This window comes from Pseudoxanthomonas sp. 97-1-1, from assembly GCF_057773125.1.
Map to the genome: position 1 here is coordinate 650,573 of NZ_JBYMTJ010000003.1, position 22,836 is coordinate 673,408.

At 67.8% G+C, this 22,836-nt stretch carries 21 protein-coding genes and 1 pseudogene; 6 read left to right on the top strand and 16 right to left on the bottom strand.

The window, feature by feature from the left end; all coding sequences use genetic code 11:
* The 5 genes from AC3DET_RS14830 to AC3DET_RS14850 all read right to left on the bottom strand — a co-directional run bounded on the left by AC3DET_RS14830 (nt 1) and on the right by AC3DET_RS14850 (nt 6,114).
* Nucleotides 1-1,329, bottom strand: a complete 1,329-nt coding sequence (locus AC3DET_RS14830) for a peptidylprolyl isomerase (RefSeq protein WP_488392099.1) — start codon at nt 1,327-1,329, stop codon at nt 1-3.
* Nucleotides 1,326-3,794, bottom strand: coding sequence for an LPS assembly protein LptD (lptD, locus tag AC3DET_RS14835; protein ID WP_446538070.1), 2,469 nt, complete (start codon nt 3,792-3,794; stop codon nt 1,326-1,328). The genes AC3DET_RS14830 and lptD overlap by 4 nt, the downstream gene beginning before the upstream one ends.
* A gap of 119 nt (nt 3,795-3,913) precedes the next feature.
* Nucleotides 3,914-4,822 (bottom strand): histone deacetylase family protein, encoded by a 909-nt coding sequence (locus tag AC3DET_RS14840; protein WP_488392100.1) that lies wholly within the window; start codon nt 4,820-4,822, stop codon nt 3,914-3,916.
* 115 nt (nt 4,823-4,937) lie between these two features.
* Complete coding sequence (locus tag AC3DET_RS14845) at nt 4,938-5,495, bottom strand: cob(I)yrinic acid a,c-diamide adenosyltransferase (RefSeq protein WP_446538068.1); 558 nt, start codon at nt 5,493-5,495, stop codon at nt 4,938-4,940.
* Nucleotides 5,496-5,511: 16 nt separating this feature from the next.
* Nucleotides 5,512-6,114 carry a hypothetical protein gene (locus AC3DET_RS14850; protein ID WP_446538067.1) on the bottom strand — a complete coding sequence of 201 codons (603 nt, stop codon included), beginning with the start codon at nt 6,112-6,114 and terminating at the stop codon, nt 5,512-5,514.
* Nucleotides 6,115-6,211: 97 nt separating this feature from the next.
* On the opposite strand from AC3DET_RS14850, the gene ubiH reads away from it, so the two are divergent.
* From ubiH to AC3DET_RS14865, 3 genes are read left to right on the top strand one after another with little or no spacing between them, the layout of a single operon-like run.
* Entirely contained in the window at nt 6,212-7,420 is a 1,209-nt protein-coding gene (ubiH, locus tag AC3DET_RS14855; RefSeq protein ID WP_488392101.1) for a 2-octaprenyl-6-methoxyphenyl hydroxylase, read from the top strand.
* Nucleotides 7,417-8,604: a UbiH/UbiF family hydroxylase gene (locus AC3DET_RS14860; protein WP_488392102.1), complete on the top strand. Its 1,188-nt coding sequence runs from the start codon at nt 7,417-7,419 to the stop codon at nt 8,602-8,604. The genes ubiH and AC3DET_RS14860 overlap by 4 nt, the downstream gene beginning before the upstream one ends.
* Nucleotides 8,605-8,659: 55 nt before the next feature.
* Nucleotides 8,660-9,784 (top strand): Gfo/Idh/MocA family protein, encoded by a 1,125-nt coding sequence (locus tag AC3DET_RS14865; protein WP_488392103.1) that lies wholly within the window; start codon nt 8,660-8,662, stop codon nt 9,782-9,784.
* A 6-nt stretch (nt 9,785-9,790) separates the two neighbouring features.
* Here the strand turns inward: AC3DET_RS14865 and AC3DET_RS14870 are convergent, their stop codons facing one another.
* The 6 genes and pseudogenes from AC3DET_RS14870 to AC3DET_RS14895 all read right to left on the bottom strand — a co-directional run bounded on the left by AC3DET_RS14870 (nt 9,791) and on the right by AC3DET_RS14895 (nt 15,516).
* Nucleotides 9,791-10,513 (bottom strand): hypothetical protein, encoded by a 723-nt coding sequence (locus AC3DET_RS14870; protein WP_488392104.1) that lies wholly within the window; start codon nt 10,511-10,513, stop codon nt 9,791-9,793.
* A gap of 72 nt (nt 10,514-10,585) precedes the next feature.
* Nucleotides 10,586-11,518: an SMP-30/gluconolactonase/LRE family protein gene (locus tag AC3DET_RS14875; RefSeq protein WP_488392105.1), complete on the bottom strand. Its 933-nt coding sequence runs from the start codon at nt 11,516-11,518 to the stop codon at nt 10,586-10,588.
* A gap of 40 nt (nt 11,519-11,558) precedes the next feature.
* The gene (gene rlmM / locus AC3DET_RS14880) at nt 11,559-12,611 is read right to left on the bottom strand and encodes a 23S rRNA (cytidine(2498)-2'-O)-methyltransferase RlmM (RefSeq protein WP_488392106.1); all 1,053 of its coding nucleotides are present in this window, start codon (nt 12,609-12,611) and stop codon (nt 11,559-11,561) included.
* 90 nt (nt 12,612-12,701) lie between these two features.
* Nucleotides 12,702-13,262 carry a nucleoside deaminase gene (locus tag AC3DET_RS14885; RefSeq protein ID WP_192201916.1) on the bottom strand — a complete coding sequence of 187 codons (561 nt, stop codon included), beginning with the start codon at nt 13,260-13,262 and terminating at the stop codon, nt 12,702-12,704.
* Nucleotides 13,237-13,642 (bottom strand): annotated as a pseudogene (locus AC3DET_RS14890) (hypothetical protein); the annotation flags it as partial. The pseudogene AC3DET_RS14890 and the gene AC3DET_RS14885, both read right to left, overlap by 26 nt.
* A 116-nt stretch (nt 13,643-13,758) precedes the next feature.
* Nucleotides 13,759-15,516, bottom strand: coding sequence for a glutamine--tRNA ligase/YqeY domain fusion protein (locus tag AC3DET_RS14895; RefSeq protein WP_488392107.1), 1,758 nt, complete (start codon nt 15,514-15,516; stop codon nt 13,759-13,761).
* A gap of 91 nt (nt 15,517-15,607) precedes the next feature.
* Between AC3DET_RS14895 and AC3DET_RS14900 the strand changes: the two genes are divergently transcribed.
* Genes AC3DET_RS14900 through msrA form a run of 3 tightly spaced genes read left to right on the top strand, consistent with a single transcriptional unit; the run spans nt 15,608 to nt 17,267 of the window.
* On the top strand, nt 15,608-16,276 hold the full coding sequence (locus tag AC3DET_RS14900; protein WP_488392108.1) for a glutathione S-transferase family protein: 669 nt from the start codon (nt 15,608-15,610) through the stop codon (nt 16,274-16,276).
* A 38-nt stretch (nt 16,277-16,314) separates the two neighbouring features.
* Nucleotides 16,315-16,584, top strand: coding sequence for a putative signal transducing protein (locus AC3DET_RS14905; protein WP_337731353.1), 270 nt, complete (start codon nt 16,315-16,317; stop codon nt 16,582-16,584).
* 32 nt (nt 16,585-16,616) lie between these two features.
* Complete coding sequence (msrA, locus tag AC3DET_RS14910) at nt 16,617-17,267, top strand: peptide-methionine (S)-S-oxide reductase MsrA (protein ID WP_488392109.1); 651 nt, start codon at nt 16,617-16,619, stop codon at nt 17,265-17,267.
* Between the two features lie 212 nt (nt 17,268-17,479).
* On the opposite strand, the gene AC3DET_RS14915 is transcribed toward msrA, so the two are convergent.
* From AC3DET_RS14915 to ahpC, 5 genes are all read right to left on the bottom strand, one after another.
* Nucleotides 17,480-18,445 carry a transaldolase gene (locus AC3DET_RS14915; RefSeq protein ID WP_488392110.1) on the bottom strand — a complete coding sequence of 322 codons (966 nt, stop codon included), beginning with the start codon at nt 18,443-18,445 and terminating at the stop codon, nt 17,480-17,482.
* Nucleotides 18,446-18,558: 113 nt separating this feature from the next.
* Nucleotides 18,559-18,999: a nucleoside diphosphate kinase regulator gene (rnk, locus tag AC3DET_RS14920; protein WP_488392111.1), complete on the bottom strand. Its 441-nt coding sequence runs from the start codon at nt 18,997-18,999 to the stop codon at nt 18,559-18,561.
* A gap of 122 nt (nt 19,000-19,121) precedes the next feature.
* Nucleotides 19,122-20,084 carry a DNA-binding transcriptional regulator OxyR gene (gene oxyR, locus AC3DET_RS14925; protein WP_337731349.1) on the bottom strand — a complete coding sequence of 321 codons (963 nt, stop codon included), beginning with the start codon at nt 20,082-20,084 and terminating at the stop codon, nt 19,122-19,124.
* A 61-nt stretch (nt 20,085-20,145) separates the two neighbouring features.
* Nucleotides 20,146-21,732: an alkyl hydroperoxide reductase subunit F gene (gene ahpF / locus AC3DET_RS14930; protein ID WP_488392112.1), complete on the bottom strand. Its 1,587-nt coding sequence runs from the start codon at nt 21,730-21,732 to the stop codon at nt 20,146-20,148.
* A 225-nt stretch (nt 21,733-21,957) separates the two neighbouring features.
* Complete coding sequence (ahpC, locus tag AC3DET_RS14935) at nt 21,958-22,521, bottom strand: alkyl hydroperoxide reductase subunit C (protein WP_446538055.1); 564 nt, start codon at nt 22,519-22,521, stop codon at nt 21,958-21,960.
* Nucleotides 22,522-22,836 lie beyond the last annotated feature (315 nt).

Sequence of the window (22,836 nt, forward strand, 5' to 3'; positions counted from 1 at the left end):
TCAGCCGCCCGGCGTAGTCTCGGCGCGGTCACCGCTGCGGAAGCTGACGTAGGCTTCGCCGCGCAACTCCTGCAGGTAACGGTTGTACTCGTCCTCGGCCTTGCGACGGCCGATGGTGTCGCGGAGCTGCGCGCGGCGGTTCTGGTCGGTCACGTCGGTCTGGCGGCTGCCCACGCGTTGCACGATGTGCCAGCCGGCATCGGTACGGAACGGTGCGCCGACCTGGCCATCCTGCAGCGCAGTCACCTGCTGGCCGAAGGCCGGACCGAACGCATCGGCGGGGAACCAGCCCAGGTCGCCACCGTCATCGCGGCTGTTGGCGTCCTCGGTGGATTCCTTTGCCACGGCAACGAAGTCGGCGCCCCCCGCGATGCGGGCGCGCAGCGTGTCGATCTTGGCCTTGGCGGCGGCGGCGTCCTGGGTTTCGGTGATCCGTACAAGGATGTGCCGGGCGTTGTACTCGGTCACGCTGCGCTTCTCGGCCTGCGTGGCATCGCGGACTTCCACCAGCTTCAGCAGCTGGAATCCGCTGGGGCCGCGCAACGGGCCGACCGACTGGCCCGGCGACATGCCCTTGAGCATCTCCACGAAGGCGGTGGGGATTTCGTCCAGGCTGCGCCAGCCGAGGTCGCCGCCTTCCAGTGCATTCGGGCTGTCGGAATAGCGGACGGCAGCGGCGGAAAAGTCCAGTTCGCCCTTGTCGATCAACGCCTTGATGCCATCGATCTTGCCTTGGCCGGCGGTGATCTGCTCGGCGGTTGCTCCGTCCGGCAGGCTGACGAGGATGTGCGCCAGGTGGTACTGCGCGCCGCTGTTGGCCTGCATGGCCAGGGCTGCGTCCACCTCGGCCTCGCTGACCTGCACGCGGCTCTGCGCGAAGCTCTGCTTGAGGCGCTGGATGGTGATTTCATCACGCATCGAGTTGCGGAATTCGGCGAACGACATCCCATCGGCTTCAAGCCGCTGGCGCAGGCCGTCGGGCGTGGTCCCGTTCTGCTGGGCCACGGCGTTGACGGCGTTGTTGAGGTCGGCATCGCTGACACGGACACCCGTCTCCGCAGCTCGTGCCACCTGGAGCTTCACCAGCACCAGGCGCTCCAGCACCTGGCGCTCCAGCACCGCGCGCGGGGGCAGCTGGCCGGGCTGGTTGGCGTACTGGGCGAGGACGTTGCTCACGGCGCGTTCCAGCTCGCTCTGCAGGACGACGTCTTCGTTGACGACGGCGGCGATCCGGTCCAGCGGCTGCAGTGTCTGCGCTGCCACGGGCGTCGAGGCTGCCGACAGGGCCAGCAGGCCGGCGATCAGGAGGTGGGAAAGAGGCTTGGTCATGGCATCGGATCCGGATCGTAAGTGTTGTCGTCCGGACGCGGCGCGATATTGCTCGGCGGGACGAGATAGAGGTCGTCTCGGTAATAACCGAGGATAGCACGGCGCAGCGTGCGGTCCGTGTTCTGGCCCGCCGAGCCCAGGCCCTTCAGGACGAACTCGACCTGGAAGCCGGTGTTCATGTCGCCCTCGCGATTCCGTACGTAGCGACGCACCAGCGCACGCACGGCAAGGCAGCAGCTGTCCCACTGCACGCCTGCCACGCCTTCCAGCAGGCCAGGCTCTTGGTCGGTGGCGGCATCACGGTAGAACGAGTGGTAGTAGCGGCCCACAACGCTCCATGCCGGGGTCACCGGATAGAGGAACGAGAAGTCGGCCTGTTCCAGCAGGTCGCGGCGGCGGCGGTAAGTGATGTTGACCACGCCATCGTCCGGCAGCAGGTAGCGTGCGCGGACGCTGGCCAGGTCCTCGCGGCGGAACTTCGGGTCCCACTGGTACGAGGCACCAATGGTCCAGCGATCGGTCGGGGCGTAGTTGGCGTCCACCACCCAGGCCGACTTGCCTTGTTCCAGCGGCGTTTCTGCGGAGGAATAGGTGACCAGGCTGTCTTCGAAGTAGCGGATCTGGCCGATGCTGGCCGACAGCCGTTCGAAGCCGTCCTTCTGCCGCAGCAGGCGCGTGGTCAGTGCCAGCGTCAGCTGGTTGGCATCGGCCTGGCGGTCGGGGCCCGTGTAGCGGTTGTCGCGGAACAACTGGCCGTAGCTGAAGTTGAACGGACGGGTATCGAAGATCGGCAGTCCTTCCTGCTCGCGGTACGGTGCGTTGAGGTAGAACAGGCGAGGTTCCAGCGTATGCAGGAAGCGGTCGCCCTTGATCTCGGTCTCGCGGTCGAAATAGACACCCGCATCCAGCGAGCCGATCGGCAGGCTGCGGCTGGGCGATCGGTCGTAGAATTCCGCCATCATCGCGGGCGTCACCTGCGCAGCGGGGACTCCGTACGCCTCGACGGCGCGACTGGTGGCGATCTGCTGCGCCAGATCGGCGTCGAGGCGATATTCGGTATGGCGGTACGCCAGCGTTGGCGTGATGTACCAGGCGGCGCCTTGCAGCGGGAACGAGATGGTTGGCTTGATGTCGAGGCGGCTGCCGCCGGGCTTCTCGTCGTGCTGGAACTTCACCGCTTCCGCGTGCCCACCCACGCTGATCCAGCGGCTCAGGGGCTGGCTCCAGTTGAGGTAGACGCGCGGCAGCCTGTTGTAGGGCAGCGAGGCTTCGCTGCTCAGGTAATCGGAGAGCTGCCAGTGGTCGGCCATCACGCCGGCGCTCCAGAACTCTCCGGCGCCGTAGACGCCGGCCGTACTGGTTACCGACGAATACGCCTGACCATACAGTGAACTGCCGAAATCCTCTTGATAGCGCGCGTCGCTCAGCCAGATCAGGTTGGCGCGTGCCTGCCAGTTCGTGTTGAAGCGGTGGTTACCTGCGAACGAGAAGAAGCCGCGGCCGTCGTCCGGATCCGGATTGTTCGGATTGAGCGGGTCATAGTCCACCTCGTTCATCCGGTCCCGGATCAGGTCGTCCTTGTTCATCCAGGAGCCCTGGATCTCGCCACGGCCCTTCTCGTACAGGTAGCGGAATTCCGCGCCCAGTTGGAACCCGCGCTCGCTCATGTAGCGCGGTTCAAGGGTGGCGTCGTAGTTCGGCGCCAGGTTCAGGTAGATCGGCTGCTGGTAGTCGAAGCCGTTGCGGCCGGACAGCCCCACCGCCGGGTACAGCAGGCCCGTGTGGCGCTGGTCGTCGATCGGGAATTTCAGGTAGGGCACGTACAGCACCGGTACCTTGCCGAGCCGGATCGTCGCGCCGCGGGCCACGCCCCAGCCGTCGTCGGTGTTGATGTCGATCCGACGCGAGCGCAGCTCCCAGCGGCGGTCCTCGGGATCGCAGGTGGAGTAGGTGGAATGCAGCAGGCTGCCTTCCGGCCCCTTCATGTCGATGCGGTCGGCGCCGCCGTTGCCGCGCCGGGAGACCAGCTGGTAGCGGACGTTGTCGATCTGGTGGGCGTCGGCCCCCTGGTCGCCACGGGCGCTGTCGGCGATCAGGCGGATGCCGGCATCCTGGTAACGGATGTGGCCGTCAGCGACGTAGGTGTCCTGCTCCTGGTCGTACTTCAGGTTGTCTGCGCCCAGGAACTGGTCGCCACGGGTGAGGACGACCTCGCCGCTGTACTGGGGATTGGCCTCGGTACCGGAGAGCTGGTCCCCCTCGATCGAGGTCGGTTGCTCGGCGCGCTGCTCCCGCGACGCCTGGGCGCTGCCGGGCGCTGGTGGCTGCGGCGCTCCCCCGAATGTCGGGATCACATCCTGGATAGGACACAACGCCCAGCTTTCGGGCTTTTCGTCAGCCGCCAGCGCGGGCAGGCACAGGGCGATGCTGAAGGGCAACGGGAGCAGGCGAAGGGCAGGGCGCACGCGGTGCTGGGCTCGCTGTCGAACGAAAAACGGTCGTTAGCTTGCCCCATCCCATGCATGCGGGCAATGAAGGCCATCGGCCGATGTCGGGCAGGGTTCAGCGACAGGGCTTTCGGGCCTCAGCGCAACGCCTCCACGTGGACCACGGCACACTCGCGCAGGGCATCCAGGTCGTAACCACCCTCGAGCATCGAGACGATCCGTCCCCCGGCATGGCGCTGTGCCAGGGTGCGCAACTGCCGGGTCAGCCACCCGAAGTCTTCGGTCTCCAGCATCAGGTCCGCCAGCGGATCGCGCATGTGCGCGTCGAAACCCGCCGAGACCAGCAGCAACTGGGGCTTGAAGTCGTCCAGCGCAGGCAGCAGTTCGTCCGCCCAGGTGTTCTGGAAACGGAAACCACCACTGCCCGGCGGCAGCAGGGCGTTGAACACGTTGCCTACCCCGCGCTCGTAGGGCGCGCCGCTGTGCGGGTAGATGCCCGATTCGTGGCTGCTGAAGTAGGCCACCCGCGGGTCGTCGTAGAAGATCGCCTGGGTGCCGTTGCCGTGGTGCACATCGAAGTCGATGACTGCCACGCGCTCCAGCCCGTGTTTGTCGCAGGCATACGCGGCCGCCACGGCGACGTTGTTGAACAGGCAGAAGCCCATGGCGGCACCGCTGGTCGCGTGGTGGCCGGGGGGCCTTACCGCGCAGAACACGGTCAGGTCCTCGCCATTCATCACGGCATCCACCGCCGCCACGCCGGCGCCGGCGGCACGCAGGGCGGCGGCACGGGAGGCCGGGCACATCACCGTGTCCGGATCGAGCATGCGGTAGCCGGACACATCCGCCTCCAGCACCTCGCGCACCAATGCCTCGTCGTGCACCCGGCGCAGGTCGCCCAGCTTGACCATCGGCGCTTCGCGCCAGTCAGCGTCGCCGTGGTGCAGCCGCAGCGCCTCGAGTACCACTTCCAGCCGCGCCGGCCGCTCCGGATGGTCGGGGCCGGGATCGTGCAGCAGGCAGGCGGGGTGGGTGAAGATGATCAAGGTGCCGGCGTTGCCCTCGACGGGGCGGGATCCGCCTCTCCGCTATGGAAGTCCGGCGCCATTCTAAGCGCGGCGCCGGGTGTGCCGGCACTCGACCTTGGGGGAAGACGCCCGCTCAGGAGTGGCGTCGTTCGTGCTTCCACAGCACTTCGCCCTGGCCGTCGGCACGCGCGAGCACGCGCGCCAGCACGAACAGCAGGTCCGAAAGCCGGTTGAGGTAGCGGATCGCTTCCGGTCGCACCGCGTCGTGGCGGGCCAGGGTGACGGTCTCGCGTTCGGCGCGGCGCACGATGGTGCGGGCCAGGTGGCAGCGCGAAGCCGCCTCGCCGCCGGCCGGCAGGATGAAGTCTTTCAGCGGCGGCAAGTCGTCGTTGTAGTGGTCCAGCTGCCGTTCCAGCGCATCCACGTCGTCGCCGGTGATCGCGGCATGGCCGGGGATGCACAGTTCGCCGCCCAGGTCGAACAGCTGGTGCTGCACCGTGGTCAGCAGGGCGCGGATGTCGTCCGGCACGCCGGGTACCGCCAGCAGCACGCCGAGCGCCGAGTTGGCTTCGTCCACCGTGCCGTAGGCGGTGACGCGCGCGGAGTCCTTGCCTACGCGCGTGCCGTCGCCGAGGCCGGTGCTGCCGTCGTCACCGGTGCGGGTATAGATCTTCGAGAGCCGGTTGCCCATCGCGAAGCCGGGTCGGTCAGTCGGCGGTACGGCCGTGCGGCCGGGCCAGGCGGACGACCTGTTCGACCACCACGTGCACGATGACGGCCAGGCCCACGTAGATCGCAGCCACGCGCAGGTACGGCAGGTACCAGTCGCTGAAGTTCTTCCACCAGCCGGCCAGCGTCGGTTCGCTGACGACCGGGCTCAGCCAGTAGAAGCTGCCCTGGCTCAGCAGGTGGCAGACGGTGACCGAGGCCAGCAGGCTGCCCACCAGCAGCGCCAGCGTGCGGCCATGGCTCTCGGTCTGGTAGCGGCGCAGCAGCGTGCCGCCGAGCCAGAGCGCACCGTAGGCCGGCAGCAGGAACCAGTACGCCGGCGACACGCAGTAGTGCGTCCAGAAGTTGATGCCCTGACCGCTGATGACGATGTAGTCCACCACGACCGCTGCCGCCATGAACAACGGGAACGCCCAGCGCGACCAGGTGCGCAGGTAGTAGCCGCCGATGAAGAAGGCGGCCCAGCTGGCATCGGGCAACGGGCCGATGTGGCCGAACGTGGTGGGCAGGTGCAGGCGGGTGAGGACCAGCAGGGCGGCGACCAGCATCAGCACGAGGGCGCGTTGGAAAGTGGTGTTCATCGGCAGGGTTCCGGAGACTCAGCCCCGCATTCTACCGGAGCCTGCGTCCGGCAGGCCGCAGGACGGGGCCTGGAGACCGGGGCGGTATCATGGCCGCATGACAGAACGGCATGACGTGGTGATCGTGGGCGGCGGGTTGGTCGGTGCAAGCCTGGCCATCGCCCTGGACCGGCAGGGACTGGACGTGGGTCTGGTCGAGGCGACGCCTGCGGGCCAGATGCCGGCGGTGTTCGACCAGCGCAACCTCAGCTTCGCGGCGGCCACCGTCAATGCCTTGACCGTGCTCGGCGTGATGCAGCGGCTGCGTGCGCCGACCGGCCCGATCCGCTGCATCCACATCAGCCGGCAGGGCGATTTCGGTCGCGTGCAACTCGATGCCGTGGACTATGGCCGCGAGGCTTTCGGGCAGGTGGTCGTGGCGCGCGATTTCGGCGAGGCGCTGGAAGCGCGGCTCGACCAACTGGCGCGGCTGACGCGGTATCGGCCGGCACGCTTTGTCGGGTTCGCGCCGGGCGACGCGGGAAGCCGCGTCCTGCGCATCGCCGATGCGGGCGGCGAGCGCGAACTGCGCGCGTCGCTGGTGGTGGCTGCCGATGGCACGCGCAGCACCGTGCGCGATGCGCTCGGCATCGAGGTGGAGGAACACGACTACCTGCAGACCCTGTTCGTCGCCCGGGTGCGCGCCACGCGTGCGCCGGATGGCACGGCATACGAGCGTTTCGGTGATGCCGGCCCCACGGCATTGCTGCCACGCGGTGATCGCCAGTGGGGCGTGGTGCACGGCGTGGCGCGCGCGGAAGCCGACGAAGTCGCGGCGCTGGGCGAGGCTGCGTGGCTTGCGCGCCTGCAGCGCGAGGCGGGCTGGCGCATCGGCAGGCTGGTCGGCAGCGGGGAGCGTAGCGGCTACCCCATCGTGCGTGTCGTCGCGCAACGGATTGTCGCCGAGCGGGCAGTCGTGCTGGGCAACGCCGCGCAGACGATCCATCCGATCGGCGCACAGGGCTTCAATCTGGGCCTGCGGGACGCACTGACGCTGGCCGAAGAGATCGCACGCAGCGACGATCCCGGCGATGCGGGCAGCCTCGCGGCCTATGCGACGCGCCGGCACGAAGACCGCGAACGTACGCTGGCGTTCTCCGACGGGCTGGCGCGGCTGACCGCCAACCCGTCGCCGCTGCTGAAGCCCCTGCGCAGCCTCGGCCTGATGGCGGTGGATGCACATGCGTCGCTGCAATCGTTCCTGGTAGGGGGCGCCATGGGATTCCGCGGGGATGTGCCGGCGTTGTGCCGCGGAGAGAGCGCATGAAGCGTCGCGGACAGATCGATGTCGCCATCGTCGGTGGCGGCGTGGTGGGTGCCGCGTGCGCCCTGGTGCTGGCGCGCGAGGGATTGCAGGTGACGCTGGTCGAGGGCCGCGAGCCTCCGCGCTGGTCGCAGGACCAGCCGGACCTGCGCGTGTACGCGTTCGCGCCCGACAATGCGGCACTGCTGGAGGAGGCCGGCGCATGGCGCGCGGTGCGCGATGCGCGCGCGCAGCCCTATCGGCGCATGCGGGTGTGGGATGCCGCCGGTGGCGGTGAGCTCCAGTTCGATGCCGATGCCCTTGGGCGTTCGCAGTTGGGCTGGATTGTCGAGAACGCATTGCTGGTGGACCGGCTGTGGGCGGCCCTGCCGGCGGCGGGCGTGCAGCTGTGCTGCCCCGCCCGCGTGGAAGCCATGGAGCAGGACGAAGCGGGCGTGACGTTGCGGCTGGACGATGGTGCGCGCGTCGACGCCAGGCTTGCGGTCGCCGCCGATGGCGCCGACTCCACGCTGCGCCGGCTCGCTGGCCTGGACGTCACCTCGCACGATTACGCGCAGCGCGGCGTCGTGGCCTTCGTGCGGACGCAGCGGCCGCACGAGGACACGGCGTGGCAACGATTCCTGCCGACCGGTCCCCTGGCTTTCCTGCCCTTCACCGACGGCCGCAGCTCGATCGTCTGGACGCTCCCCGACCCCGAGGCCGTGCGCGTGCTGGCGCTCGACGATGCGGCGTTCGGCCATGAACTCGCGCTGGCGATGAGCGGGCAACTCGGCGAGGTGGTGGTGGCATCGGAGCGGGCGGCCTTCCCGCTGCGGCGGCAACTGGCGAAGGACTATGTCGCAGGTCGCGTGATCGTGGCCGGCGACGCGGCGCACGTGGTGCATCCCCTGGCCGGGCAGGGCGTCAACCTGGGCCTGCGTGACGTCGCGGCCTTGCGCGAAGGTATCCGTGACGCGTTGGCCCGGCATGTGGACTGGTCGACGCCCCACAGGCTGGAACGATGGGCACGGCAGCGACGCAGCGAGAATGCCACTGCCGCCCATGCCTTCGACGGCATCAACAAGGTGTTCTCGAACGATGAGATGCACCTGACCCTGGTGCGCGGGCCCTTGCTGGGCCTCGCGGGCAGGGTGCCGCCGCTGGTGGATTTCCTCTGGCGGCACGCGGCGGGACAGCGCGCGCGCTGACGACGGGCATGCAGCGCATGCGGTAGCCTCGCCGTTCCCGGCCGGAGTATCCGCGATGAATCCTGCGCATCCCCCCCATGACCCTTCACGCCGCCGTGTGCTGGGCGGGCTTGGCGCCGCCGGCCTGGTCGGCATGTTGCCTGCCGCGCGGGCGACGGATCGACGCCCGCTCGGCGTCGCCCTGGTCGGCCTGGGTTATTACAGTCGCGACCTGCTCGCACCTGCGCTGCAGATGACGAAGCACTGCCGGTTGGCCGGCATCGTCACCGGTACGCCGGCCAAGGCGGAGGAATGGCAGCGTCGTCACCGCATTCCCGACCGCAACGTCTACGACTATGCGGGCTTCGACCGCATCGCGGACAATCCCGACATCGATGTCGTGTACATCGTCCTGCCGAACCACCTGCACAAGCCGTTCACCCTGCGCGCGGCGGCCGCGGGCAAGCACGTGTGGTGCGAGAAGCCCATGGCAATGGACGCGGCGGAGGCGCGCGCGATGATCGAGGCCTGCCGGCAGCATCGCGTGCAGCTGACGATCGGCTACCGCATGCAGCACGAACCCAATACGCAGGCGGTCATGGCATTGGCCCGGTCGCATCCGTTCGGGCGGCTGCAGCGGATCCGCGCGGAAGCCGGGTTCCGCGGATTCGATGGCGCGAGCGGCGACAACTGGCGCCTGGATCCCGTGCGTGGCGGCGGCGCGATGTACGACATGGGCGTGTACGCATTGAATGCCGCGCGCTATACCACCGGTACCGAGCCCATCGCGGCGACGGCGACGCCGCATGTGGAACGCGCCGACATCTTCCGCGGCGTCGACGAGTCGATGCGCTTCCGGCTCGAATTCCCCGATGGCGTCGTAGCCGACTGCGCGACCAGCTTCGGTCGCAACATGAACCTGCTGCATGCCGACTGCACGGACGGATGGTACGAACTGTCGCCGTTCCAGGCCTACGAAGGCGTTCGCGGCGAAGCCAGCGACGGGCGCCGGTTCGACGCCGTGATCGGCGCGACGCCCGCGCAGCAGGCGAGGCAGATGGATGCCGACGCGCTGGCCATCCTACAGCGCATGCCGCCGCGCGTGCCGGGCGAGGAGGGGTTGCGGGACATGGTGGCGCTGGATGCGATCTTCGCCTCGGCACGCGCCGGGGGTACGCGCGTGGCGATTGCGGCGGCCTGAAATCCGTCAGCCGGGGATGAAGGGGAAGACGATCTTCAGCACGCCCTTCAATCCGCCCTCGGCGGTGCTGGCAACGGCCTTGGCGCCGAGGCTGTTGAGCGCATTGCGCGCATCCTGCCAGCGCAGTTTGGTGAGGTCCTTCTTCAGCAGGTCGGCGACCTCTTCCGTCGCGGGCATCAGCTTCTTCAGCTCGGCCGTCACGGCAGCGGGGTCGGGTTGCAGGTAGCCCCAGCGTTCGGCAATGGCCAGCAGCGTATCGAAGCGCACCGCCACCACGTCGCGATTGCGTTCGTACACGGGCAGCGCACCCACCTCGAGGATGGCCTGTTCGAACTGCTGATGGTCGTCGGGATGCTCGATGCGGATGGCGAGGAAGCCTTCCTTGCGGCTGCGTTCGCTGACATGCTTCGCACCCGATTTCAGGTTGGTCTCGGTCAATGCCGTCGCGACGATGCGTTGCAGGGCGGCATCGCGCTCCTCGGGCACCAGCGCCCGCCAGCGTGCGTAACCATCGCGGCGCAGCGCCTTGATCTTGGCCGGCGTGACCCGCAGCTTGCCGGCGACGGTGAAATTGGATTCGTCGCGGCCGATGGCGCCGTCGCGTTCCAGCAGCACGAAGATCAGCAGTTCAAGATCGCGCTTGGTCAGCGACTGGAAGCCCTGCAGCAGGGTCAGGCGCAGGAACTCGTTGCCAAAACCGGCGGGGTCCTTGAGTTCGATCGGCAGCATCGCGGGTCTCCTTGTCAGGGAGGCATCTTGCCACGCCGGCATGTCAGCGCCTGAGACGTCCGCGGCACGCCGTCACAGGCCGGTCTCGCGCCCCGGATAGTCCGCGCGGAAGGCTTCGATGGCACCCCGGTCCTGCAGGGTGACGAAGACGGTGCGTCCGTCCGGTCCGCCGAAGGCGACGTTGGTGGGTTTCCGGCCTTTCAGCCTCACCTCGCGCAGCACCTTGCCCTGCGGCGACACCACTGCCACCGTGCCCGCACCGTAGCGTGCGATGTAGAGGTTGCCCCTCTCATCGGTACGCATGCCATCCAGCCCGTGGTCGGGGAAGGCGACCAGCAGGCGCTTGCCGGATATCCCGCCGCTGCCATCCAGGTCGTATGCCCACACGCGTCGTTGCACGCTTTCGTTGACGTACAGGACATCTCCCTTCGGGCCGACTTCCACCCCGTTGGTGGTGCCCATGCCGGTTTCCAGCAGGGTCGCCGCCCCGTAGGGCAGCACGCGCCAGAGCTGGCCCGTGCCCGTGCTCCAGTCCGGATCGCTGGCGTAGAACATCCCGTTGGGCGCGAACGCGATGTCGTTGGGCTGGTGCGCGCCGGGCAAGGTGGCGAACACGCCGATCGTGCGGTCGCGGGGATCGATGCGCAGGATCCGGTGGCCGGTGTAGTCGGCCACGTACATGAAGCCGTCTGCATCGAAGCGGATGCCGTTGCCGGTGCTGCCCTCCGGCAGCGTCACGTACAGGGCCGCGTCGCCGGCGCCGTCGGCATCGAACGTCACCCGGCCGATCGTGCCATCGCGTCCGAAACCCACCGCATACAGCGCGCCGTCGGGGCCGAAGGCCGGGCCTTCGATCCCCGTGCTGAAAACACCATCACCCACGACGTCGCGTGCAACGTACAGGGATTCCGGCGTCGCCCGCGCGACGTCGTCCGTGTGGTTGCAGCCCGCCAGCCCTGCGGCCAAGCCAAGTGCGAGCAGCGTCTTCATTCGGTGCAACGTCATCCGTATCCCCTCGGGTGGCGTGTAGGCAGGTCTCCACGGCTCAGCCGGGCGTGGCGAATACCGTGATCTCTTCGCGGTCGTGGTAGAGCTGGCGTGCACGCACCTCCAGCGACCTGCCGGCCTGTTCGGCGAACAGGTCCAGGCACAGCTTCGTTTCGTCCCAGCGTTTCTTCATCGGCAGCTTGAGATTGAACACGGCGTGCCGGCACCAGCCTTCGCGGAACCAGTACGCCATGCGCTCGGCCACGCGCCGCGGTTGCTCCACCATGTCGCAGACCATCCAGTCCAGCGGCTGCGAGGGTTTCCAGTGGAAGCCGTCGGCGCGCAGATGCTCGACCAGGCCGGTCGCCAGCACATGCTCGCGCAGCGGGCCGTTGTCGACACTGGTCACGCGCAGGTGATGGCGCGTGAGTACCCAGGTCCAGCCACCCGGCGCGGCGCCGAGATCGGCGGCGGTCATGCCGGGCCTCAGCAGGGCCTCGCGCTGGCGTTCGTCGAGCAGCGACAGGAAGGCCTCTTCCAGCTTCAATGCAGAGCGCGACGGCGCATCGGGCAGCAGCTTCAGGCGTGGGATACCGAGCGGCCAGGGCGCGCTGTCGCGTGCATCGGCGACACACAGGAACAGGTGGTCGCCCTGCACGAACACCACATGCAGGCGCGGCAGGCGCGCATCGTCCTTCTCGCTCAGGAAGCCGGCCTTGCGCAGTGCCGGCCGCAGCGCATTGCCGAAACTCCGCGCGAGTCCCGCCAACGGCTTGGCGCTGTCGGAGTCCGGGTGTTCCACCCACAGGTCGCCGTAACGCCCGCTGCCCGCCAGGGCGGCGAGGAGCGGCGTGATGCGGTCCTTGGGGTCGATGCCACGCAGTTCGGCGAGCAGTCGCAGCTTCTGCCGGGCGAAGATCAGGTCGCGCCAGGGCAGGGCGCGGTCCAGCGCCTGCGCTTCCTCGCAGACAAACACGACATGACCATCGTTGCGCTGCGCGCGCGCATAGCCGGCGAACCCGGCCAACGCGGCGCGCTCGGTCAGTTCGGCAGCAAGTTCGGGTTCGAATCCCTGGCGGCAATAAGCCAGCAGGCCGGTCGTCGATGACATGGCGCGGTCGCGTGAAGCGGATGGCTGCGGCTCCTGCCGCGAGGACAGGGTACAGGAGAAGCCGGGTGCGATGGCTTCTCCGCGCGTCGCTCAGTACGTGTCGCCGCCCGACTCGCCATAGTGCCGGAGCACCGCGCGCGCATCCTCGCGGCGCAGGTCGCGCACGACCTCGATGCCGCGCTTGTTGAGCTCGCCGATCCAGTCCGCCGGCAGCGGACCTTCATCGAACTCGGTCAGTTCCATCACGTCCTCGGCGCGCGCGCCGATCAGCAGGCGGTCGATGCCGGCCCACACCGTGGCGCCGTAGCACTGGCAGCACGGCTGCGAGGACGTGGCCAGCACCACCGGCGCGATGCGGTCGTTGAGGCGCGGCGTCTGCAGGCGCTGCTGCGCCAGCATGTAGGCCATGTTCTCGGCATGCGCCAGCGAGCAGGTGTGGGGCATTACGCGGTTCACGCCGAGGGCGATGACGCGGTCATCGGGGCCGAACACCACCGCGCCGAACGGGCCGCCGGTATTGGCGTCCACGTTGCGGCGCGACAGGTCGATGGCCAGCGCGACCTTGGCTTCGTCGCTCGCGTAGGTCGCCGCGGGGTCGACCAGGTCGTGGGTCCAGGCGGGCAGGGTGAGGTGGATCTGTTGGTAGAGCATTACTGGGCAGGGAGTCTGGCGATGGAGGAATCGGATTCGCAGCGGCCGCTGACGCATTGGCAGGCGGTCACGTCAGCGAAGCCGCAAACGCCCATGCGTCCGCTGGCCGCGCACTGCGCCTGCACGCCCTGCGGATCGGTGGGGCTGTTCTTGTTCACGCAGGCCGGCATCGCGCCGCAGCAGTTGCCCACGTTCTTCACCGCGCAGTCGGCGCTGGTCCTGCAGGCGTAGTCGACGGTGACTGCGCCGGCTTCGCGCGGCGGCAATGTGCCGCCCGTGGGTTTGGGCGCGTGCGCGGACGCGGCGGGCGGCTCGGCAGCGGAACTGTCGGTGGACGCCGGTGCCGCGCACCCGACCAGCGCCATCAACGGGGCCAGCATCAGCAGCAGGGCGAACGGCAGGCGCAGGACGGTGCGGGGCATGGCGGACTCCATTCTTCGTTGTTGGAAACGACAGCCTGCCGCGCACCGCCTCAACGGGCGGTGAAACCGCCGGCTCAGCCCTTGGTGGCCCAGGTATCGCGCAGGGTCACGCTGCGATTGAACACCGGTCGTTCGGGGGTGTGGTCGTAGCGGTCGGCGACGAAATAGCCGGTGCGTTCGAACTGGAACGACTGCTCGGGCGCGGCGCTCGCTGCGGCAGGCTCCACGTAGCCGGTCACCGTGCGACGCGATTCCGGGTTCATGTAGTCGCGGTAGGTCTTGCCTTCCGACTCGTCGTCCGGGTTCGGCACGGTGAACAGGCGGTCGTACAGGCGGATTTCCGCAGCGACGGCATGCTTCGCACTGACCCAGTGGATGGTGCCCTTGATCTTGCGCTCGGCACCGGCCATGCCGGGACGCGATTCGGGGTCCAGCCAGCCGCGCAACTCGACGATCTCGCCTGCGTCGTTCTTGACCACTTCATCGCAGCGCACGATGCCGGCGCCGCGCAGGCGCACTTCGCCGCCCGTGGTCAGGCGCTTGAAGCCCTTCGGCGGCACCTCCTCGAAGTCCTCGCGCTCGATCCACAGCTCGCGCGAGAACGGCACGCTGCGCTGGCCGAAGGATTCGTCCTTCGGGTGGTTGGAGAACGTCAGCGTTTCCTCGTGGCCTTCCGGCAGGTTCGCCAGCACCAGCTTCACCGGATCGATCACGCCCATCCGGCGCGGCGCGGCAGCGTCCAGGTCTTCGCGCAGCGCGCCTTCCAGGATCGAGATGTCCAGCAGCGAGTTCTGCTTGCTGATGCCCACGCGATCCACCATCAGGCGCAACGCGGACGGCGTGTAGCCGCGGCGGCGGATGCCCTGCAGCGTCGGCATGCGCGGGTCGTCCCAGCCGTCGACCAGGTTGTCTTCCACCATCGCGAGCAGCTTGCGCTTGCTCATCACCAGGTAGTTGAAGTTCAGGCGCGAGAACTCGATCTGGCGAGGCTTGCTCGCTTCCTTTGGCAGGCCCTTGGCCAGCAGCGGCGCGATCAGGTCCGGCGAGTTGGCCAGGTCCACCTTGTCCACGCACCAGTCGTACAGCGGCCGGTGGTCTTCGAATTCCAGCGTGCACAGCGAATGGGTGATGCCTTCCACCGCGTCGCTCAGCGAGTGCGCGTAGTCGTACATCGGGTAGATCGGCCAGTCGTTGCCGGTGTTCTGGTGCTCGACGTGCTTGATGCGGTACAGCGCCGGGTCGCGCAGGTTGATGTTGCCGCTGGCCATGTCGATCTTCGCGCGCAGCGTGCGCGCGCCGTCGGGGAACTCGCCCGCGCGCATGCGCCGGAACAGGTCCAGGTTCTCTTCCACGCTGCGGTCGCGATACGGCGAGTTGCGGCCCGGTTCGGTCAGCGTGCCGCGGTATGCGCGCACTTCGTCCGCGCTCAGATCGCATACGAACGCGTCGCCCTGGCGGATCAGCTTCTCGCCGGCCAGGTACAGCACCTCGAAGTAATCCGAGGCGTGGCGCAGGTCGTGCCAGTCGAAGCCCAGCCAGCGCACGTCGTCCTGGATGGCGCGGACGTACTCGGGGTCTTCCTTGGCCGGATTGGTGTCGTCCAGGCGCAGGTTGCACACGCCATCGAACTCGCCGGCGATGCCGAAATCCAGACAGATCGCCTTGGCGTGGCCGATGTGCAGGTAGCCGTTGGGCTCGGGCGGGAAGCGGGTCTTCACCGAGGTGTGGCGACCGCTGGCCAGGTCCTCGCGCACGATCTGGCGGATGAAATCCCGTTTCTCGGGAGCGACATCATCCGGAAGGGCGGCAGGGTGGGCGTCGTCGTTGGACATCGGGGCGGACAGGCTCGGAAAAACGCAAGTTTAGCCGGTCCGGCGCTCGCACTGGTCTATCCTGAACAGCCCGACGCGCGTGGATCCCCGCATGAGCCTTCCTGTCCTGGTCATCGGCAACAAGAACTACTCGTCCTGGTCGCTGCGGCCGTGGCTGCTGCTGCGGCACTTCGGGGTGGGCTTCGAGGAGGTCCGGTTGCCCCTCGATACGCCGCAGTTCGCCGATGAAGTCCTGCGCCACTCCCCGACGGGCAAGGTACCAGCACTGCATGATGGCGACGTCCCGGTCTGGGATTCGCTGGCCATCTGCGAGTACGCCAACGAGCGCTGGCTGGACGGCCGGGGGTGGCCGAAGGACCTGGCCGCCCGCGCCATGGCGCGCGCTGCGGCGGCGGAGATGCACGCCGGCTTCGTCGCACTGCGCACGCAGCTGCCGATGAACAGCCGGCGGACTCCGGACGCCTACCGCTGGGATGCCGCCGCCCAGCGCGACATCGACCGCGTGCAGGGACTGTGGCGCCAGCTTCGTGATGCGCAAGGCGATGGCGGGGACTTCCTGTGCGGCGACTTCGGCATCGTCGATGCGATGTACGCGCCGGTGGCAGTCCGCTTCGATGGCTACGGCGTGCCGGTCGACGCCGTCGCGCGCCGCTACATGGATGCGCTGTTCGCGCTGCCGGCGATGCGGGAATGGCGCGCAGCGGCGGCGGAGGAAACTGAATCGGTTGCGGCCACCGAGGCACTGCGCTCCCCGCTGTAGCGGACGCCCGGTGTAGGCTGGTCCCGGAGGACACATCCATGCGCGTGGTCTACCTGGCCGACAACCTGTTCGACGCCCATCTGGTCAAGCACGCGCTGGAGGAGGCGGAGATTCCCGCGTTCGTGTTCGGCGAATCGCTGTTGGGCGGCATGGGTGAACTGCCTCTTTTCGGCGTGCTGCGTGTCTGCGTTCCGGACCCGGCGTTTCCTGAAGCAGAGGACATCGTGAAAGCGCTTGGACTGGAATCGCGCGACGACGGCCCCATCTTGGAAGGCGACGATGAGGGCGTCGGCATCCTGCCCGCCTGATCCGTCCTTCCCCCACGATCAAGAGGTTCGCCATGCTGGGTATCGGAGCCTACAAACAGCGCATGCCGCGCACGGAAGACATGCTGCCGGGACGCGAGACGCCACTGCCGTTGCATAACGTGCATTTCGTCAACGGCCATCCGCTGCGCGACGCATTCGAGGGATTGCAGCAGGTGGAGTTCGGCCTGGGCTGCTTCTGGGGTGCCGAGCGCAAGTTCTGGAACCTGCCGGGCGTGTACAGCACGTCGGCGGGCTATGCCGGCGGCGGCACGCGGAACGCGACCTACGAGGAAGTCTGTTCCGGCCAGACCGGCCATAACGAAGTCGTGCGCGTGGTCTACGACCCCGCACAGGTGTCGTTCGAACAGCTGTTGCAGGTGTTCTGGGAGAGTCATGACCCCACCCAGGGCATGCGCCAGGGCAATGATGTGGGCACCCAGTACCGGTCGGGCATCCATTGCCACACGCCGGAGCAGCAGGCGGCCGCCGAAGCCAGTCTGCAGGCCTATCAGCGACAGCTGCACGCGTCAGGCTACGGCGACATCACCACCGAGATCGTGCATCCGGCACCGCCGTTCTACTACGCCGAGGACTACCACCAGCAGTACCTGGCGAAGAATCCGAACGGCTATTGCGGCCTGGGTGGCACGGGCGTGAGTTGCCCGATCGGGCTGGAAACCTGACGCCTGCAACTGCGCGATGCTGCAGGTTGAAGGTCTGTCCCTGTGGGAGCGGCGTCAGGTGCGACGCGGCTCCCGCTACGCCAAGGGCCTGCAATCGCGACTTGCGTCGCTCCCGCCCGTTGCCTTGCCTGCGGTGGGGACCCGCGCGCAGGCCAGGCAAACCCGGGTTCCGATCGCCCGCCAGCGTGCGCAGGCACGCGCGGTGATCCGTCTCAGGCGGTGAGCTTCTCGCGGATCGTCGCGCGCAGTGCTTCGAGGTCCTTGGCGAAGATCTCGACGCCGGTGGCCAGCTTTTCCTTCGCCATCGGATCGGCCGCGATGGCCGCGGCAAAACTCTCCGCCGTCACCGGCGTTGCGATGACCGGTTCGACCTGGACCGGCGACAGCTTGCGCGGCAGTGGGTCGTGGTCCTGGTCCAGCTTCTCCAGCAGGTCCGGCGAAATGGTCAGCCGGTCGCAACCGGCCAGCGCTTCGATCTGCGCGGTCGAGCGGAACGAAGCGCCCATCACCACCGTCGCCGATCCCCGCCGCTTGAACTCGGCATACACCCCGCGCACGAACACCACGCCCGGGTCCTCGTCGATGTTCGCCGGTGCCTGTCCGTTGGCCACGTACCAGTCCAGGATGCGGCCCACGAAGGGCGAGATCAGGAAGGCGCCGGCCTCGGCACATGCGATGGCCTGGGTCGGATTGAAGATCAGGGTGAGGTTGCAGTCGATGCCTTCGGCCTGCAGCACGCGTGCAGCTTCCACGCCTTCCCAGGTGGAGGCGACCTTGATCAGGATGCGGTCGCGGCCGATGCCCTGGTCGGCGTACATCTGCACGAACTTGCGGGCCTTGGCCACGGTAGCCGCAGTGTCGTAGGCCTGGTCGGCATCCACCTCGGTGGAAACGCGGCCGGGGATCAGGCCGGCCAGCTTCGCGCCGACGCCGACGGTCAGGCGATCCACGACCTCATCCACCAGTGCCTCCCCGCCGCCCTGCGTGCGCGCCCAGGCGAGCTGCTCTTCGATCAGGTCGGCGTACACCGGCAGGTCCAGCGCCTTCTTCACCAGGGTCGGGTTGGTCGTGCAGTCCACGGGCTTGAGGCGCTTGATGGCGTCGTAGTCACCGGTATCCGCGACGACCACGGAGAGGTCGCGCAGTTGCTGCAGCTTGGAGGGGGCGGTGTCGGTCATGGGCGTCGATGGAGTGGGGGAAATCGGGCCACAAGTATGCCTTGTCCCGCAGGGACGGGCCGGCTGCGGGAGCGTACTTTTCGTGGATTGATGCGATAGCCGGCGTTGCAGGCTCAGCGATGGTGGTCGCCGTTGGCTTCGGGTTGGTAGCTGATCGCGGTTACGCGCAACCTGAGCGGCCGGTTGCCCGGCGCATGCCAGTCGATGGTCTGCCCGATCGACATTCCCAGCAGGGCGCTGCCTACGGGGGCAAGCACGGAAACCCGTCCGGTCTCGACGTTTGCTTCGTGCGGGTACACCAGCGTCAGGCGGTGGTGCTCGCCGGTGAGTTCGTCTTCGCACTCCACGCGCGAGTGCATCGTCACCACGTTGTCCGGCATCCGGTCCGGTGCGCGCACGTCGGCGCGGTTCAGTTCGTCCATGAGGGCGAGCGCGGCCGGGTGCCGCCGCAGCACGGGGGTGTCCAGCAGGGCCTCCAGGCGGGACATGTCGCGGCTGGAGACGACGAGCGGGGGCAGCGAAGGCGGCAGGCCGCTGGTGTGGGTGTTGTTCATCACGGTTCTCTCTGGATTTTGGGGTCGCGCAAAAGGAAACGGGCGACGCGTTGCCGCGCCGCCCATCGGAGTCCTGTTTTGCGCGCCTACCGTAGCCCGGAAGCGACGAGGGTTCAAGCCAACTACGGCGAGCGGGATGGTGTGTTGCGGCCGCTCGCGGCCTGCGGGCTGACGAAGGACGCGTCCAGTTCGAAAAGACCGGGCGGCAGGTCGCGGAACACACCGGCCAGTTCCATCAGGAAATCGTTCATGGCCGAGCTCCTGCGCCACACCATGGCGATCTGACGGCTGGGATGCGAATCGCTGAAGCCCAGCAGATGGATGTTTTCGTAACGCGCTACCGGCGGCTTCACCGCCAGGGTCGGCAGCAGGGTGATGCCGACGTCGGCGGCGACCATCTGCCGCAGCGTCTCCAGGCTGGTGGCGCGGAACTCCGACTTCTCGTTGGCGCCCGAGAGGCGGCATACGTCCAGCGCCTGCTCGCGCAGGCAGTGTCCGTCCTCAAGCAGCAACAGCTGATGCTGCGAGAGTTCGGCCAGCGTCAAGGACTCGCGTTTCGCCAGCGGGTGCGATTCCGGCACCGCGAGCAGGAAGGGTTCTTCGAACAGGAACTCGGTGTGCAACTGGTCGTCCGCCACCGGCAACGCCAGCAGACCGGCATCGAGCTTGCCTTCGCGCAGGCGCGACAGCAGCACGTCGCTTTTTTCCTCGACCAGCAGCAGTTCCAGATGCGGAAACCGCGCACGCAGCCGCGGCACCACGTGCGGCAGCAGGTAGGGCCCCAGGGTGGGGAACAACCCCAGCCGCACGGTGCCGGCTTCGGGATCCTGGCTGCGGCGCGCGGCTTCCTTCATCTGCTCGACTTCGGCGACGATGCGGCGTGCGCGATCGGCGGCATCGCGACCGGCGGGCGTCAGCATCACCTTGCGGGGCGCGCGCTCCACCAGCGGCACGCCCAGCTCGTCTTCCAGCTTCTTGATCTGCGTGGAGAGCGTGGGCTGGCTGACGTAGCAGGCCGCAGCCGCGCGACCGAAATGCTTGTGGTCGGCCAGCGACACCAGGTACTTCAGATCGCGCAGGTTCATGGGCTCCCTCCGAGCCGGTGGGTGCCACTCTATCGGGAAAACGGCGCCCGACGCAGGTGGCTTACGCCGCGACGGCGTCGACGGGTTCGACCGGCGCCGACGAGCGGATCAGGTGATCGAACGCGCTCAGGGCGGCCTTGGATCCTTCGCCCATGGCGATGACGATCTGCTTGTACGGCACGGTGGTCGCGTCGCCTGCGGCGAACACGCCCGGCAGGCTGGTCTGGCCGCGGTCGTCGACGATGATTTCGCCACGCGGACTCAGGTCCACCGCGCCCTTCAGCCATTCCGTGTTCGGCAGCAGGCCGATCTGCACGAAGATGCCCTCCAGTTCGACACGGTGCGTGTCGCCGCCGGTACGGTCCTTGTAGACCAACCCGGTGACCTTGCTGCCGTCGCCCAGTACCTCGGTGGTCTGCGCGCTGGTCACCACGCGCACGTTGGGCAGGCTGTGCAGCTTGCGCTGCAGCACGTCGTCCGCGCGCAGCTTGCCGTCGAACTCGATCAGGGTGACATGCGCCACGATGCCGGCCAGGTCGATCGCGGCCTCGACACCCGAGTTGCCGCCGCCGATCACCGCCACCCGCTTGCCCTTGAACAGCGGGCCGTCGCAGTGCGGGCAGTAGGCGACGCCCTTGTTGCGGTACTCGTTCTCGCCCGGCACGTTCATCTGCCGCCAGCGTGCACCCGTGGAAAGGATCACGGTCTTCGACTTCAGTGCCGCTCCGTTGGCCAGTCGTACTTCGACCAGACCATCCGCGCCCGCGGGGACCAGTTTCTCCGCGCGCTGCAGGTTCATCACGTCCACCTGGTAATCGCGCACATGCTGTTCCAGCGCCGCGGCGAGCTTGGGGCCTTCGGTGTACGGCACTGAGATGAAGTTCTCGATGGCCATGGTGTCCAGCACCTGGCCACCGAAGCGTTCGGCCGCCACGCCGGTGCGGATGCCCTTGCGTGCGGCGTAGATGGCCGCGGCGGCGCCGGCGGGACCGCCGCCGACCACCAGCACGTCGTACGGCGCCTTGGCCTTGATCTTCTCGGCCTCGCGCTTGCCGGCGTTGGTATCGAGCTTGGCGACGATCTCTTCCACGCCCATGCGCCCGGCGCCGAAGACTTCGCCGTTGAGGAAGATGGTCGGTACCGACATCACCTGGCGCTCTTCGACTTCCTGCTGGAACAGTGCACCGTCGATGGCGACGTGCTGGATCTTCGGGTTCAGCACCGCCATCAGGTTCAGCGCCTGCACGACATCCGGGCAGTTCTGGCACGACAGCGAGAAGTAGGTTTCGAAGCGGTATTCACCGTCCAGCGTGCGGATCTGTTCGACCACGTCCTGCGCCAGCTTCGACGGATGACCACCGACCTGCAGCAGTGCCAGCACCAGCGAGGTGAACTCGTGGCCCATCGGCAGGCCGGCGAAGCTCAGGTGGATGTCATGGCCCGGCGAGGTCAGCGAGAACGATGGCGTGCGTTCGCCGCCGCGCTGCTCGTCGACGCGGATCTTGTCCGATACCTCTTGCAGGTCCTTCAGCAGCGCCTGCAGTTCGGCCGAACCGGCGCTGTCGTCCAGGTGGGCGGTGATGTGGATCGGGCGTACGGCCTTGTCCATGTAGGCCTTGAGCTGCGTCTTCAGATTGGCGTCCAGCATGGCGAACGTCTCCGTGGAGGAATTTGGGAAGCGGGGAGGTCAGGCGTTTGCAGGAGCGGCATGCGCCGGGAGAGAGTCCGGCAGGGAGGGAACCGGGAGCGGCACATGCCGCTGCTGCAAACGTCCGAAGAGGCCGACCTCCGGGCGCGCGGCCCGGAGGTGGTGTGATGCGGTGGAACAGGCGCAGCCGCGTGGCGGATGCGCCGATGACGCGTGCTTGAAGCCTCAGATCTTGCCGACCAGGTCCAGCGACGGGGCAATCGTCTGCGCGCCTTCCTTCCACTTGGCCGGGCAGACCTGGCCGGGGTTGGCGGCGGTGAACTGCGCGGCCTTCAGCTTGCGCAGGGTTTCCGACACGTCGCGGGCGATCTCGTTGCTGTGGATCTCGGCGGTCTTGATGACGCCTTCCGGGTTGATGACGAAGGTGCCGCGCAGGGCCAGGCCTTCTTCTTCGATGTGCACGCCGAAGGCGCGGGTCAGCTGGTGGGTCGGGTCGCCGACCAGCGGGAACTGGGCCTTGCCCACCGCCGGGGAGGTTTCGTGCCACACCTTGTGCGAGAAGTGCGTGTCGGTGGTGACGATGTAGACCTCGGCGCCGGCCTTCTGGAACTCGGCGTAATGGGTCGCGGCGTCTTCCACTTCGGTCGGGCAATTGAAGGTGAAGGCGGCCGGCATGAAGATCAGGACCGACCACTTGCCCTTCAGGGTGCCGTCGGTGACTTCGACGAACTCGCCGTTGTGGAACGCGGTGGTCTTGAACGGCTGGACCGGGGTGTTGATCAGGGACATCGGAGATCCTCGTGAGTGGAGTGGGTGTGGTGAAGCGATGGCGCCATGGTAGGTAGAGACTATTGATTCCTCAAATCGATTAATAAGATTGAATAGATAGTTTCTTCCTATCAAAGAGCAAAATTGCACGGCGCGAGACCCGCGTTTGCACAGGCCTCTGTATCCGAAATGGCTTTCAACATCATGTTTTTCAAGGGCTTGCAGGAAAGGCGGTTGGCTGGCGGCAACGACGTGGCCCCCTGTCCCGCGTCGCCGGACGCGGGCCGTGGCGCCTTCGGCCTTGGGTGAAACACTCGAACGCGGGGGACTGACGTC